This window comes from Asaia prunellae JCM 25354 (assembly GCF_000613885.1).
In the GTDB taxonomy this organism is placed as follows: Bacteria; Pseudomonadota; Alphaproteobacteria; order Acetobacterales; family Acetobacteraceae; genus Asaia; species Asaia prunellae.
In genome coordinates, this window is sequence record NZ_BAJV01000026.1 from 1 (window position 1) to 14,381 (window position 14,381).

General features: G+C 55.3%; 12 protein-coding genes and 2 pseudogenes. 2 read left to right on the top strand and 12 right to left on the bottom strand.

Features of this window, described 5'->3' with window-relative positions; genetic code table 11:
* On the top strand, positions 1 to 517 hold a 517-nt coding region (locus JCM25354_RS21485), incomplete at its 5' end, for a cytochrome-c peroxidase (protein ID WP_369345807.1).
* Positions 518 to 812: 295 nt separating this feature from the next.
* Here the strand turns inward: JCM25354_RS21485 and JCM25354_RS15140 are convergent.
* The 12 genes and pseudogenes from JCM25354_RS15140 to JCM25354_RS15195 form a co-directional block, all read right to left on the bottom strand.
* Positions 813 to 1,760 carry a hypothetical protein gene (locus JCM25354_RS15140; RefSeq protein WP_025886689.1) on the bottom strand — a complete coding sequence of 316 codons (948 nt, stop codon included), beginning with the start codon at positions 1,758 to 1,760 and terminating at the stop codon, positions 813 to 815.
* Positions 1,757 to 2,746, bottom strand: a complete 990-nt coding sequence (locus JCM25354_RS15145) for a DGQHR domain-containing protein (protein ID WP_025886691.1) — start codon at positions 2,744 to 2,746, stop codon at positions 1,757 to 1,759. The genes JCM25354_RS15140 and JCM25354_RS15145 overlap by 4 nt, the downstream gene beginning before the upstream one ends.
* A gap of 183 nt (positions 2,747 to 2,929) precedes the next feature.
* A complete protein-coding gene (locus JCM25354_RS15150) occupies positions 2,930 to 3,619 on the bottom strand; it encodes a response regulator (RefSeq protein ID WP_025886694.1) in 690 nt (229 codons plus the stop codon).
* On the bottom strand, positions 3,619 to 4,467 hold the full coding sequence (locus JCM25354_RS22830; protein WP_243444104.1) for a sensor histidine kinase: 849 nt from the start codon (positions 4,465 to 4,467) through the stop codon (positions 3,619 to 3,621). Before JCM25354_RS22830 ends, JCM25354_RS15150 begins: the two co-directional genes overlap by 1 nt.
* Entirely contained in the window at positions 4,365 to 6,290 is a 1,926-nt protein-coding gene (locus tag JCM25354_RS19485; protein ID WP_243444105.1) for a DUF4118 domain-containing protein, read from the bottom strand. Before JCM25354_RS19485 ends, JCM25354_RS22830 begins: the two co-directional genes overlap by 103 nt.
* Positions 6,287 to 6,808, bottom strand: a complete 522-nt coding sequence (kdpC, locus tag JCM25354_RS19490; RefSeq protein ID WP_408735000.1) for a potassium-transporting ATPase subunit KdpC — start codon at positions 6,806 to 6,808, stop codon at positions 6,287 to 6,289. Before kdpC ends, JCM25354_RS19485 begins: the two co-directional genes overlap by 4 nt.
* Positions 6,754 to 6,906 carry a hypothetical protein gene (locus tag JCM25354_RS23795; RefSeq protein WP_408734999.1) on the bottom strand — a complete coding sequence of 51 codons (153 nt, stop codon included), beginning with the start codon at positions 6,904 to 6,906 and terminating at the stop codon, positions 6,754 to 6,756. Before JCM25354_RS23795 ends, kdpC begins: the two co-directional genes overlap by 55 nt.
* A gap of 10 nt (positions 6,907 to 6,916) precedes the next feature.
* On the bottom strand, positions 6,917 to 7,981 hold the full coding sequence (gene kdpB / locus JCM25354_RS23860) for a potassium-transporting ATPase subunit KdpB (RefSeq protein ID WP_456303689.1): 1,065 nt from the start codon (positions 7,979 to 7,981) through the stop codon (positions 6,917 to 6,919).
* Positions 7,978 to 9,021: an HAD-IC family P-type ATPase gene (locus JCM25354_RS23865; protein WP_456303690.1), complete on the bottom strand. Its 1,044-nt coding sequence runs from the start codon at positions 9,019 to 9,021 to the stop codon at positions 7,978 to 7,980. Before JCM25354_RS23865 ends, kdpB begins: the two co-directional genes overlap by 4 nt.
* 14 nt (positions 9,022 to 9,035) lie before the next feature.
* A pseudogene (gene kdpA, locus JCM25354_RS19500) lies at positions 9,036 to 10,741 on the bottom strand (potassium-transporting ATPase subunit KdpA).
* 2 nt (positions 10,742 to 10,743) lie between these two features.
* Positions 10,744 to 10,833 carry a K(+)-transporting ATPase subunit F gene (kdpF, locus tag JCM25354_RS21225; RefSeq protein WP_148301563.1) on the bottom strand — a complete coding sequence of 30 codons (90 nt, stop codon included), beginning with the start codon at positions 10,831 to 10,833 and terminating at the stop codon, positions 10,744 to 10,746.
* A gap of 1,227 nt (positions 10,834 to 12,060) precedes the next feature.
* Entirely contained in the window at positions 12,061 to 12,966 is a 906-nt protein-coding gene (locus JCM25354_RS15195) for an SPFH domain-containing protein (RefSeq protein WP_025886699.1), read from the bottom strand.
* Positions 12,967 to 13,234: 268 nt separating this feature from the next.
* Between JCM25354_RS15195 and JCM25354_RS19505 the strand changes: the two are divergent.
* Positions 13,235 to 14,304, top strand: a pseudogene (locus JCM25354_RS19505) (cobalt-precorrin-5B (C(1))-methyltransferase).
* Positions 14,305 to 14,381 lie beyond the last annotated feature (77 nt).

A 14,381-nucleotide genomic window follows, 5' to 3' on the forward strand; every position in this document is an offset into this window, starting at 1 on the left:
GGCGACCCACGCCGGTGTCGCGGCCCGCCTGCGCCATGCGCCCTACAGCGCCGATCTGTTGCGCCTGATTGGCGCCCATGCTTCTGACGATATGCTGATTGCTGAGGCGCTTTTTGCGCTGGCACGCTACCAGATCGAAGCGCCGTCATTTCACCCCTATTCGAGCCGCTATGATGCCTGGCTTGAGGGGAAAACCCGCCTGACACGAGACGAAGCCGAGGGGCTGCGGCTTTTCAACGACCCGGTGAAAGGCAATTGCGCCGCCTGCCATCTAAGTGCTGTGGATGAGGAAGGCCGACCGCCGCTCTTTACCGACCATCAATACGAAGCCCTCGCCGCCCCGCGCAACCCCCTTGCCCCCAAAGGCACCTACGATCTCGGCCTCTGCGCGGCGGGTCGAGCGGATATCGGCCACAACGAAGCCTATTGCGGCTTCTTCCGCACCCCATCGCTGCGCAACAGTGCCACGCGTAAGGTGTTTTTCCATAACGCGTCTTCACCTCGCTGCGGCAGGTGATGGATTTTTATGTGCTACGAGATATTGAGCCAGAGCGGTTTTATCCGCGTCGATCAGACGGCATCTTATTGTTATACAATGACCAACCCAAAATATTCTGGAAGAATATTGATCACACTGATATCCCGTTTCTACCTTCCAAAACTCCATTTCTTTCACCGAAGGAACGAAATGATATATTAGAGTTTCTACGCACTATCGTAGATAGATAAAAATCCCTCAATATTTATATTGAGTTGATTGTTAGTTTCTGCAATATCGGATAGCATACAATAGAATTCAATTATATAGTGCATTAATTATCCATCGATTGTTTAATTTTTTCTATAAGATTCCCATAATATCCTTTGTTAAGATTGTGGTATTTACTCAAAATAGAGGCTGGATACCTAATTCTAGCAGCCTCCATCATTGCATATGCAAGATAAACTATATACCTAGATGTTTTTATTAGAGTTTCAGGTCGTCCCAAATTTAGATCAGAACCTCTTATATCTCCAGAAATTACACCTCTAATTTTTGGAGATATAATGTTCGATCTCTCCTCGAACGGCCAGAGATTACCCTTAAATTGGTAGTTTATTTCAGATCGGATATCTGAAGGTTTCATATGACTTTCTGGACAAATGCTACGTTTATGCTCCGATAAAGATATACTCTGTCGGGCATACTCCTCAATATCCACCCCTGTAAGAGATATAAGGTCCGCAACCATATCTTCCCATGCCATCCATGCTTGTTTGTGCGAGCCTCCGCCCCGAGGTAAGGGCTTAAATGTTACATTATCGAAGTCTCTATAATTGATTAGATAAAGCCCCGAATTAGCATGAAAATCTTCTCCTGTTAAATTGCTTTTTTTAATTTGATCAATAACGCCCTTATCTAATTGGGAAATACTTCTACCAGACATTCTAATCATGAATTGTGCAGCGTAGTATGACGCGTAATATGCTTCCACCGCCTGCCATGCGGCGCTATTGTCTTGAATTTGATTTGCTCTCAGCAAGGAAAACATAGACGCCAACCAGAACCTGCTACTCTCACTAGAAAAATACTGTCCCATCGCTTTTTTATCCAATATCCTCATAGTGAATATTTCAGACTCTTGATTGCACGCGCTGAGAACAGCCTCGACTTTCCTGAGATTGTCCACGGCCCTTACCTTTTTATAAGTCACCGCCCTCAGAACCTCTGAAACTGAGCATGAAAGCATAAGCCTAGAGTATTTGATAAAATTACTCATATCTTTATTCTTGTGCTAGTCAATAACATCTTATCTAATTTATCAACTTCTTTCAAATACGATGTAATCGTCCTCGAATAAAAATCACTTTTTGCCAATGACCTAATCAGATATTTTTTATATTCGCTTATCCTCCCTACTGCGTCCGGATCATTTTCCATTATGAGGCCAATAATAGCTTTTGCATGCGAACAAAGTATCTTGAAGACAATCGGCTTCGTTATGATGATTTCAGATTTATCGGATCCGATTATATCCCTCACCGCAGAAAAATAAGAATTTAGCATAGTGTATAGCTTGTTTGTGTTATTTACCTCAAAGGTACGAAGCAACGGCTTGATAGAATCGTAAAACGTTACCTTCGATATCTTGTTTTTTTTCTTTTCATATCTACTCAGTTTATCCGAAAGGTAACTATCATTCTCCTCTTCAAAGTAGGTAAATAGCTGATCTAATAGGATTTCCTCCATGTTTTCTGTCTCAGCCAGTTTCTTGATATCTAGCAAAAGTTCGCGAGGAACTGGCTGCTGTAGGGTATTAACATCAATAAATATTCTCGCCTCTTGAACAGGTGAAAGCTCCGGGAATATAACCACGGGTATTCGGAGCTTTTCTACAAATCCGCTCTCTACTAATTTCCTGAACCCAAAGACCCGATGCTGACCATCTATGATCAGAAATGAGGAGGGTGAAACCGTGAAGCCTAAAGTTTTGTTTCGGCTTACATACTGCAATCCCGCAGATTCTTGTGCTGACAATATTATACTTGAAGGTATAACTCCTCCATTTCGAACATAATTCGAGATCGACAAAGCTCTGCTTTCATCTAAAGTTCTCTGAAACCCCAACTCTGGATCTTGATCTCGGGGATTGGGGGAACAGCAGTGCGCTATCACATCAATCGGCATCGTTAGCGTATAGAATTTCTGACTCCCCTGCGTTATTAGTACAGCGCTTAAGAATTCAGTTTTATCATTTCCTGTCATATTCCGCTCTATCCTTTTCAAGATGCAGTCATATCATGGATATTACTAACTCGGTGAACCAGAAAAGATTCCCTTCCGTAGTTAATGAACTAAAAAAGAAAATTGTACTGTATCTCCTAATTTGATTTATCAATGCTAACTTATGGCTATAGATCGACGGAAAGGTCGAAATAACCAAACAAATTACTCTTTCCTGCTGACCAACCTATATCCCACTCCCGTCTCAGTCAGGATATGACTAGGTCTCTCAGGGTCAAGCTCAATCTTCTGCCTGATCTGGCGGATATAGACCCGCAGTTGCTGAACGTCGCCAGTCGGGCCCCAGAGTTGTTTCATGATGGTCTGATGGGTCAGCACGCGGCCTGCGTAGCGCACCAACATGCGCAGGATATCCCATTCGCGGGGGGAGAGGCGGAGTTCTTCGCCACTGCGAAATATCTGGCGGCGGACGAGGTCTATGGTCAGATCGCCCGAGGTGAAGAGCGGCACCGTGCCTTCCTGTTGCAGGCCGTGGCGCAGAGCGTTGCGCAGGCGGGCGATGAGTTCGGCCATGCTGAAGGGTTTGGTCACGTAGTCATCCGCCCCGGCTTCGAGGGCCGCGACCTTGCCGCGCTCGTCGTCACGCACTGACAGAATGACCACGGGCAGATTGGGCCGGTCGCGGCGGAGCTGGCGTAGCACCTCTACCCCGTCCATATCCGGCAGGCCCAGATCGAGCAGAACGAGATCGGGCGGTATTTCGGTGGCGCGTTGCAGGGCCTGCTCGCCAGACCCGGCTTCAAGAATGCGCCATGACTGGCTTGCAAGCGTGGTGCGCAGCAAGCGCCTGATGGCGGGTTCATCATCGACAACCAGAAGGGTCGGGTCGCTCATCAGGATGCCTTTTCTGCCAAGGGAAAGCGCAGGGTGAACATCGCCCCCTGCCGGTCAGGTCGGTTTGCCGCCGTGATGTCTCCTCCCATCGCTTCAACGAAACCGCGCGCAATGGCAAGCCCCAGCCCTGTGCCCGCCCGCGCCGTGTCGGCAGCGGCGAAGCGGGTAAATTTGGCAAAAAGTACCGCCGGGTCGCGCGCGCCAAAGCCCGGCCCCTCATCCAGAATGGCGATGACGAGATTTGCGGCCTCTGCCGACAGCCTGACCGTAATAGGCGTGCCGGGCGCGGTATATTTGGCGGCATTATCGAGAATATTGAACAACGCCTGCTCAAGCAGCACGTCATCGAGCGGTACGATCGGCAGATCGGGCGCGACCTCCAGGGCAACAGGATGCGCGTCCAGCAAATTCGCGGCGCGTGAAAGAGCAGAAGCCGCCACCTCGGCGCAATCGACCGGTTCGTGACGCAGCGGCAGGGCGCCAGCCTCCAGCCGTGTCATGTCGAGCAGATTGCCGACAAAGCGGTTCAGCCGCTCGGCCTCGTCGGTCAGTGTTGTGAGCAGATCATGACGCCCCTCCTCCCCCAGAGCCTCGCCGTAGTCGCGCAGGCTGGAAGCCGCGCCCAATATCGAGGCGAGCGGCGTGCGAAGATCATGGGAGATCGAGGTCAGGAGCGCCCCACGCAAGCGGTCGGTTTCGGCGTCGAGGCGCACGCGGTCGAGATCGCGGGCCAGCAGAATGCTCTCTATCGCGGTCGCTGTCTGTTCGCCCAGCGCGTCAAGCAAGCCTTGCTGCTCGGCATCCAGCAAGGCGCCGCCGCGGTCGCGGTCGATCCCGAGCAAGGCCACTGGCCCGCGCCCCGTGCGCAGCGGCATGAAGAGCCAGCGCACGCCGGCAGATTATCGGAACCACGCCCCGCTACCCGGTTGTTTTTCCAGGCCCAGCTTGCTGCAGCAAAACCGTCTTCGCCTATCGGATGGCCGGAATCATAGGAGGTCTGCACCCGAAGCTCCCCGTTTTCGGGCATCAGCAGCACGACGCGACAATTGAGCAGGGTCGCCATCTGGTGGCTGACCGACCAGAGCAGGTCATCCAGCTTGATCATGCCGGTAATGGTGCGGCTGAAATGATAGAGCGATTGCGTGACTTCAGCCCGATGCCGCGCCACCACGGCCTGACTGCGCACACGCGCGCCCAGATTGCTCGCAATCAGGGCCGTGGCGAAAAAGAAGAACAGCGCCACCACATTGTCGGGCGCCGCGATGGTCAGGGTGTAAAGCGGCGGCAGAAAGAAGAAATTGAAGCAGAGCATGCCGAGCAGCGAGGCCCAGAGAGACGGCCAGAGCCCATAGGCCACCGCCACGCCCAGAATGGCTGTCAGGAAGGCGAGCGAGACATTACTCACTTCGAAACCCTGACGCAGCAGCAGCGCCAGACCCAGCGCTGCCAGAACGATGGCTGTGCTGCCCAGATAAGGGCTCAGGCCTGGCCTGATCTTCTCGCGCAGACGCCCCGTTACCGCCTCGCCAGAGCGCGGCACGACATGCACCGGAAAGCCGTCGGAGCGCTGGATAAGCCGCTCGGTCGTGCTGCGTCCCAGAATTTGCCGCAACCGCCCAATCCAGCCCGATCCGGCAGGATGCGCCGCCACGATCTGCGTGACGTTCTGGGCGCGGGCGAAAGAGAGCGCATCGAGCACAACATCATGCCCGGGAATGGTCACGGTCTCGGCCCCGAGCGATTGGGCCAGATGCATCTGCGACGCCATGCGGGTACGGGCATCATCGGTCAGATCGCGGCTGGTCTCGACATGCAGCACGATCCATGGCGCGTGCAGCCTGTCAGCCAGGCGCTTGCCATAGCGCAGCAGGCTGGCATCGCCATCCTGCAGGGTCAGGCATACCATCACGCGCTCGCCCGCCGCCCAGGGGCCAGCAATGGCATTGGCTTTCATATGGTCAACAAGCTGCGCATCGACCTGCTGCGCCGTCTGGCGCAGGGCCAGTTCGCGCAGGGCGGTCAGATTGCCCGGCGAGAAATAATGCAGCATGGCGCGACCCGCCGTGTGCGGGCCGTAGATCTTGCCATCGCGCATGCGCTGCAACAGATCGTTCGGGGTGAGATCGATCAGTTCTACCTCATCGGCCTGTTCGACCACCCGGTCGGGCACGGTCTCACGGACGCGCACGCGGGTGATAGAGGCGATGACGTCGTTCAGGCTTTCGAGATGCTGGATATTGACCGTGGTATAGACGTCTATGCCCGCCGCAAGCAGGTCTTCAACATCCATCCAGCGCTTGGGGTGTCGTGAGCCGGGCGCGTTGCTATGGGCGAGTTCATCGACCAGTACGAGCGCGGGACGGCTTTCGAGCAAGGCGTCGAGGTCCATCTCCTGCAGCATCTGTCCGCGATAGGCGACAGGCCGCGTCGCCTGCGCGGCCAGCCCTTCGACGAGGGCAGCGGTCTCGCTCCTGCCATGGGTCTCGACCACGCCGATACGCACGGCCACGCCTTCGCGCTGCTGCTGATGGGCCGCGGTGAGCATCTCGAATGTCTTGCCGACACCGGGCGCCGCACCCAGAAAAATCTTCAGCCTTCCCCGGCGCGATGAGCCGCCATTCTGGCGAAGCAGCGCGTCAGGGTCCGGGCGGTCGTAATCGCGTGGGGTCATTGGCCCAGTCTATCGAGCGCCTGATTGAGCGCCAGTACATTGACATGCGGCTCCCCCAGAAAACCGAGGATCGGCGCTTCTGTCTGACTCTGCACGAGATGACGCACCCGGTCAGGCGACAACCCCCGTGCCTTCGCGACACGCGCAATCTGGAATAATGCAGCATCGGGCGAGATATCAGGATCGAGCCCGCTGGCAGAGCTGGTCACGAGTTCGACCGGGATACGCCAGCCCTGCGCCATCGCATCGGGGTTTTCGGCACGAAGCTGAGCCGTGCGCGCCGTTACCTGATCGAGCAGCGCCTTCGAGGTCGGCCCGGCATTCGAGGCGAGAGAGGCCGCGGCGTTATAGGGCATGGCGATCGTTTTGGAGGCATCCTTGGGGTCAGGCCCCATCGTGGCAGACGGCCGCCCGTGGAAATAGCGCGGCGCCGTAAAATCCTGCCCGATCAGGCTCGAGCCGATCACCCAGCCTTTGGCGTGGATGAGGCTTCCCGTCGCCTTTTCCGGCAGGAGCAGATTTGCGAGAGCGTCATGCCCAGAGGATAGGCCAGACCGGTCAGGGCCGAGAGCAGGAGGAAGAGAACAAGCGCCGGGCGCAGTTGAGAGAGGACCATGAATATTTCCTCAGACCAGACCGATATGGGTGACGACAAGGTCGATCAGCTTGATACCGATGAACGGTACGATCAGACCGCCCACGCCATAGATGAGCAGATTGCGACGCAGCAAAGCGGCAGCACCGACCGGGCGATAGCGCACGCCACGCAGGGCAAGCGGAATAAGCGCGATGATGATCAGCGCGTTGAAAATGATAGCAGACAGAACCGCACTCTCCGGCGTGGCCAGATGCATGATGTTCAGCCCGGACAACGCCGGATAGAACCCAACGAACATCGCCGGAATGATGGCGAAATACTTGGCCACGTCATTGGCAATGGAGAAGGTGGTGAGCGCGCCGCGTGTCATGAGCAATTGCTTGCCGATACCCACAATCTCGATCAGCTTTGTCGGGTCGCTGTCGAGATCGACCATGTTCCCGGCCTCTCTCGCGGCCACTGTGCCGGTATTCATGGCAACACCGACATCGGCCTGGGCAAGCGCGGGGGCGTCATTCGTGCCGTCGCCGCACATGGCGACCAGCTTGCCTGATTCCTGCTCGCTGCGGATCAGCGCCAGCTTGGCTTCGGGTGTCGCCTGAGCCAGAAAATCATCTACACCGCTTTCGGCAGCGATGGCCGCAGCGGTCAGCGGGTTGTCACCCGTGATCATGACAGTGCGAATACCCATGCGGCGCAATTCGGCAAAACGTTCGCGTATGCCGCCTTTCACCACGTCTTTGAGGTGCACCACGCCCAGAAGTCGCCCATCATCCAGCACGGCAAGCGGCGTGCCGCCCTGACGGGCAATACCATCGGCTATGCTGCGTATCTGCGCAACCGAGGCCGCGTTTTCGCCAATGGCGGCAATCACGCTCTCGACCGCGCCCTTGCGTATCTGTCGCGCTCCGATATCGACACCGCTCATGCGCGTCTGCGCCGTGAACGGCACGAAATGTGCACCAGTGGCGTTGAGTTCGCGCCCACGCAGGCCGAAACGCGTCTTGGCCAGCACGACGATGGAGCGGCCCTCCGGCGTCTCATCCGCCAGTGAGGCAAGCTGGGCGGCATCGCCAAGCTGCTGCTCGGTCACGCCGGTACGGGGATGAAAGCGCAGGCCTGACGATCACCGATCGTGATGGTACCCGTCTTGTCGAGCAGAAGCGTATCGACATCACCCGCCGCCTCGACCGCACGCCCCGACATGGCCAGCACGTTGAAACGTATAAGACGATCCATGCCCGCAATGCCGATGGCCGAGAGCAGGGCGCCGATTGTCGTCGGGATGAGCGTGACGAAGAGTGCCACGAGCACCAGCACCGAAATGCTGCCTCCCGCGTAGTACGCGAAGGAAGGAATGGTCGCGACCGCGATGATGAAGATGAGCGTCATGCCTGCAAGCAGGATGGTCAGCGCTATTTCGTTAGGCGTTTTCTGACGTTGCGCCCCTTCGACCAGCGAGATCATGCGATCGAGAAAGGTCGAGCCTTGCGCCGCCGTGATCCGTACAATGACCCAATCCGACAGCACGCGCGTACCGCCTGTCACCGCAGAACGGTCGCCGCCGCTCTCGCGTATGACCGGGGCGGATTCGCCCGTAATGGCGGATTCATCGACAGAAGCGATGCCCTCGATCACCTCGCCATCGCTCGGGATGAAATCCCCCGGCTCGACCAGCACGACGTCGCCCACGACCAGCTCAGGCGCTGCGACTTCCTCATAAAGTCCGGCAGGCGAATACACCCCGGTATCGGTAGGGATCAGTCGCTTGCCACGCGTTTCGGTGCGGGTGCGGCGCAGGGAATCCGCCTGGGCCTTGCCACGCCCTTCGGCAATAGCTTCGGCGAAATTGGCAAAAAGCAGCGTGAACCACAGCCACAGCGTGATCTGGAGCGCGAAGCCTATATGGGGCGCCCCCTTAATGACATCACGAAACAGCAGAATGGTGGTCAGCACGGTCACCACCTCGACCACGAACATGACCGGGTTGCGTATCATGACGCGCGGGTCGAGCTTGCGCAGACTCTCTGCCATGGCGGGCAGGATCAGCGCAGCGCTCAGCACGCCCGAGCGGGCGCGTGGCTCTTTGCGCGCCCCGTCAGACCGGGGCGCGGGAGAAGGAAAGGAGATCATGAGACAGGCGCCTCTTAATAGGTGGTGCCGTGAAGCATTGCGAGATGCTCGACAATCGGACCGAGAGCGAGAGCGGGAAGAAAAGTCAGGCCACCGACAATCACGATCACGCCGGCCACAAGAGCGATGAACAGCCCGTTATCCGTCGGGAAGGTGCCCGACGTGGGGGCTGCGACCTTCTTGGCCGCCATAGACCCTGCAATAGCGAGTGCCGGAATAATCACAAAGAACCGTCCGATCATCATGCCTATGCCCAGAGTGACGTTCCAGAAGCTGTTGGCGGTCAGCCCGGCAAAGGCGCTGCCATTATTCGCGGCGGCAGAGGTATAGGCATAAAGTGCCTCGGTGAATCCATGCGGGCCACTAGCCGACAAGGCGGAAGTTCCAGCCGGAATGACAACGGCGAGTGCCGTGAAGCCAAGCATGACAAGTGGCAGACAAAGCACGGCCAGCATAGTCATCTTGATCTCGCGCGCCTCGATCTTCTTGCCCAGATATTCCGGTGTGCGCCCGACCATGAGACCAGCCATGAAAACCGCAATCAGGGCAAAGAGCAAAAAGCCGTAAAGCCCGGACCAACCCCGCCAAAAATCACCTCACCAAGCATCATGTTGATAAGCGGCACCATGCCACCGAGGGGCAGAAAGCTCTCATGCATCGCATTGACCGCACCACATGAGGCATCCGTGGTGACGGTAGCAAACAGCGCCGATGCGATCACGCCAAAGCGTGTCTCCTTGCCTTCCATATTACCGAGCGTGCCATCGAGACCCAGCGAGGCGAAAAGCGGGTTGGCATGGGCTTCGGACCAGTAGAGCACCCCCGCCCCGATCAGGAACAACGCCGCCATGGCCGAGAAAATGGCCCAGCCCTGTTTCTCCTGCCCGATCATGCGCCCAAACATGTTCGTCAGCCCCGCACCAAGGGCAAAAATGCAGAGCATCTGCACGAAATTCGTCAGGGCATTGGGGTTTTCGAATGGATGGGCCGAGTTGGTGTTGAAAAACCCGCCGCCATTCGTCCCCAACATCTTGATAGCCTCCTGAGAGGCAACAGGACCGAGGGCGATCGTTTGGTGCTGCCCTTCCAGTGTGAATGCCGAAACGCTGCTCCACAGGGTCTGAGGCACGCCCTCAAGCACGAAAAACAGGGTCAGCAGCACACAGGCGGGCAGCAGCACATAAAGCGTAACGCGCACCAGATCGACCCAGAAATTGCCAATGGTCGTGGCGCTGCGACGGACGAAGCCACGCATGATGGCCGCAGCGATGGCGATACCCGCAGCGGCGGAGACGAAATTCTGCACAGTCAGGGCCAGCATTTGGCTGAGCGGACTGAGCGTAGTCTCACCACTATAGCTCTGCCAGTTGGTGTTGGTCAGAAAGCTGATGGCCGTATTATAGGCGAGATCCGGCGCCACCGCCTCCAGCCCGCTGGGGTTGAACGGCAGCACACCCTGCAAACGCAGAAGCGCATAGACGGCGATGAAGCAGAACACCTTGAACAGGATCACGGCCAGAGCATAATGCGACCAGGATTGCTCGCGCGTCGGATCGACGCCTGCGAGACGATAGATCCCGCACTCGAGCGGGCCGAAAAGCCGCCCTAGCAAGTGCCGCTCGCCTTCAAGCACGCGTTTGAGAAAGCCTCCGAGCGGTCGTGCCAGCGCGACCACGCAAAGAAAGAACACCGCAATGGTGATCCATCCTGAAAGGGTCATGATCAGAACCTCTCGGGACGAAGAAGCACGGCGGTGACATAGGCCAGCAGGCCAAGCGTCACGATGCCGCCGAGAACAAGATCGGGCGTCATTTCAGATCCTCTGGCAGATCGAAATGAAGCCGAGACAGAGCACGAAGCCAAAAAGGCCGAGTGCGCCGTAAAGAGCATCAAGCATGAAAAAAGGCTCCCTGAAGAGAGCCTGATTATCGATCCACGCGCCATAGGAATGACAGAAGGCGCGACCGGAAGCTTTATAGGAAAGTCATAGGAATTTTGACTAATTCAGTAATATTTTAGAGCCATGAGCGACATAAATCAGCATAAAGCTTACCGTCGAATCTGATATGATCGGTCTATTGCGGCATCTCCATTATTAGTTTCTGCAGCAGAAATGCCCGAACCTTGCTATCGGTTAAATATCCTAATTTCGGCGCAGCGGTACTAGATGGGTGGTTGATCCGGTAGCAATCATATTTGCCGTACAAGCGAAATTTCTCAAGCTGCACTTTCGCTATATGATCATTCATAAAATTGACCCAGTCCGAGCAGACCTTATTTTCTCCAGACGTTTGGAAAAAATTTTCTTCTTATATTTATGGACGACGTTCCATTGCAAAAAATTATTACATTTGGAGATAGTATATCTATCGCAATCTTCAGCAGAGCTTCCGAAAGATTAATCACGTCCCTGTACGCGGGCGTACGTCGAACCGAGGGCATGGTGTTCCCGAATGAGAAGCAATGAAGATTCGCCCACGCGATATTATCGCGACCGAACGCTGCTCCTAGCTCTCTAAGAAAGTTGAAAAACGTTGATCCTCGATCTCTTTTCTCCTTGATGTGCTTGTCGAGATGAGCGCTTTGCTTGCTAATAGCACGTGACACGTAATCAGACAGATCAACGTAAGGAGCGTTCTCTGTTACGATATTCCACGCTTTCGTTTCACGACCCACCACCATTATTCTCGATCCCAAAGTCCAGGCAGAAGGACAGGACGTAACGAACAAGCCTGAAAGGCGTGCATATAGATCTCTTCTTCTAAAAAGATGATCGTCATACTTATTTAGCTCTTTTATATATCTATCTTTTAATTCTTTATTCATATTTATCATCAAACCACTCCTATCTCCGACAAAATTACATATTTTTTACATACCTTTCTTTGATAAAATATCAAATAAGGCCATAACACAATTATAAGGAGGTCTCTCTATAATGGACGCGTCGGCTGACACCATGCGATTGGATTGACGCAAGGCTTCTATCTGGAAGTTGGAATTAAGCTGACACGAACCGAGCGCGCGCTTACCCACGGCTCAACCGGCGGTCGGGATAAACTGCCCCGAAGCCGCAGCGGCAATCTGGCCACTATTCATATCAATTGGTACGAAGATCACCGTCGCCTTACCTGAACGACTGGCGGTTACGACCATATCAGCCTGATTCACGTTCTGCATCAGCGTCAGAATAGCGTCTTCGCTGACATCGGGAATGCTCTTTCGGAACAGCTCCGCCGCCTCGGCAAACCCGGCAGCAATGGCCTTGCGCTCATTCGCGATGCCCTCACCTTGCAGTTTCTTGCTTTCCGCCTCGGCTCTGGCAATGCCGACACGTCTTACCATCTCGGCCTCGGCTTCAGCCTGAGCCGCATCCTTGCGGGCGATCGCTGCCAGCTTGTTGTTCATGGCCTCCTGAATTTCGCGCGGCGGCATAGGCTGTTCGATGGTCACGCCATGAATATCAAGGCCGGATTCGAGCGCATCGGCTACCTGATCATCGATCACGCGCCGGGCAATTTCGTTTCGCTGTGAATACAGCTCGGCCAGCGACATGGTCGAGGCGATCTGCCGAATCTCGTTTTCGACGCGAAAGACGAGACGCTTGACGGGTTGCGAAACCTTGTAAGCATAATTGAATACTGCCTCATTATCGTCGCGCACACTGTAAAGAAGCACCCAGCGTATCTCGATAAACACATCGTCCCGCGTCTTGACTTCAGACGAAGTCTCGACCTGCATCTGTTGCAAGGATACCTTGTAGGAGACGCGATTGAGGATCGGAATGCGGAAATGCAGACCACTTTCCAGCAATTTGCGCTGTGGCTTGCCCAGAAACTCTGTGACATAGACCATCCGACCCGGAACAATCATCACCCCGCCAAACAGGAAGAAAACTGCCAGGAAGGAGATGATAGCGCCGACTATAGCAACGATTACAGGCACAGGAATTGTCAGGGCCTCCTTTTTCTTTTCGGTTTCGAGAAGAAATCTATCAGACGCAATCCACTAATCGACAGTAAAAATACCTCCAATGCCCGGATTGTGAAAATATCCTCGTCATGACCCCACCAAGAAAGATGCCAGGAGGAAGCGTGCAGGAAAAACCGGTTGTCAGAAGCTCTGGCAGGATTGTCTCCGAAATGCGATATCATGCACGGGTACAGCACGATACGATTTTTTGCCCTTCGTATCTCAGGGAGGCAAAGCCATCATGACGCAAGCCACTTCCCTGCGTCGTGGATGGACCACCGGCAGCTGTGCGACAGCGGCTGCGAAAGCGGCCTGGTCACTTCTCATGACTGGCGACTGCCCTGATCCTGTCACCATCACCCTTCCCGGAGGCAAAGAGGCAGCCTTTTCGCTTGATGGCTCAGGTCGCGAGGGGCCGAGTACCTGGGCACGCGTTGTCAAGGATGCAGGAGATGACCCGGACGTCACTCATGGTGCGCTTATCACCGCTCATGTCGAGATTGCCCCTGCAGGAAGCGGCATCCTGTTTCGGGCCGGGGCCGGCGTAGGGACCGTTACCCAGCCAGGCCTGCCTCTCCCACCCGGCGAACCCTCCATCAACCCTGTACCGCGCGCCATGATCCGCACGGCGCTGGAACAGGTAACGCCGGGTGCACCGGATGCCATTGTTACTGTATCGATCGCAAATGGCGAAAAACTGGCAGAGCACACGCTTAATGCCAGGCTCGGTATTGTGGGAGCTTATCGGTGCTGGGTACGACCGGAATCGTCATCCCTTATTCATGCTCGGCGTGGATCCATTCGATTCACAGGGGTGTTGATGTAGCACGTGCCCTCAACCTGCCTCATATCGCAGGCAGCACCGGAACAACGTCGGAGAACGCCATTCGGACGCTTTACGGTCTGAACGATGCCGCTCTGATCGAAATGGGGGATTTTGCAGGCGGCTTTCTCAAATATCTGCATCGCCATCCTGTCCCTCGCCTGACTATTGCCGGAGGACTGGCAAAAATGACCAAACTCGCCCAGGGGCACCTTGATCTGCATTCGAGCCGCACTCTGGCCGACCCGAAAGCTCTTGCATTTCTGGCAGAACCCCTGGGACTGACAGGAACACAGCGTGAAAAACTGGACCGGGCAAACAGTATTGCCCAGGGCTATGCAGCCCTCGGTGATGAGAGGCTAGGTACACTCATCGCAGAGAAAGCTGCAAATACAGTACGGCGAACTCTTGATACGCATTCCTGCAAGATCGACGTTGCAATATTTGATCGTCAGGGCCAGCTTATGGGAAAAAGCGGCATTTTCTGACGCTTTATATCTAGTACGAAATTTTCCTGACCTCCTAATCCCGTCACATATCAAGAGCATCAGCAATGCTATGAGTG

What these genes read in the sequence shown, in the direction of transcription:
- kdpF (WP_148301563.1), bottom strand. Translation starts at nt 10,833, where the DNA reads ATGACGCCCGATCTTGTTCTCGGCGGCATCGTGACGCTTGGCCTGCTG.
- JCM25354_RS19485 (WP_243444105.1), bottom strand. Translation starts at nt 6,290, where the DNA reads ATGACCCCACGCGATTACGACCGCCCGGACCCTGACGCGCTGCTTCGC.
- JCM25354_RS15150 (WP_025886694.1), bottom strand. Translation starts at nt 3,619, where the DNA reads ATGAGCGACCCGACCCTTCTGGTTGTCGATGATGAACCCGCCATCAGG.
- JCM25354_RS23865 (WP_456303690.1), bottom strand. Translation starts at nt 9,021, where the DNA reads ATGATCTCCTTTCCTTCTCCCGCGCCCCGGTCTGACGGGGCGCGCAAA.
- JCM25354_RS15140 (WP_025886689.1), bottom strand. Translation starts at nt 1,760, where the DNA reads ATGAGTAATTTTATCAAATACTCTAGGCTTATGCTTTCATGCTCAGTT.
- JCM25354_RS23795 (WP_408734999.1), bottom strand. Translation starts at nt 6,906, where the DNA reads ATGGTCCTCTCTCAACTGCGCCCGGCGCTTGTTCTCTTCCTCCTGCTC.
- JCM25354_RS15145 (WP_025886691.1), bottom strand. Translation starts at nt 2,746, where the DNA reads ATGACAGGAAATGATAAAACTGAATTCTTAAGCGCTGTACTAATAACG.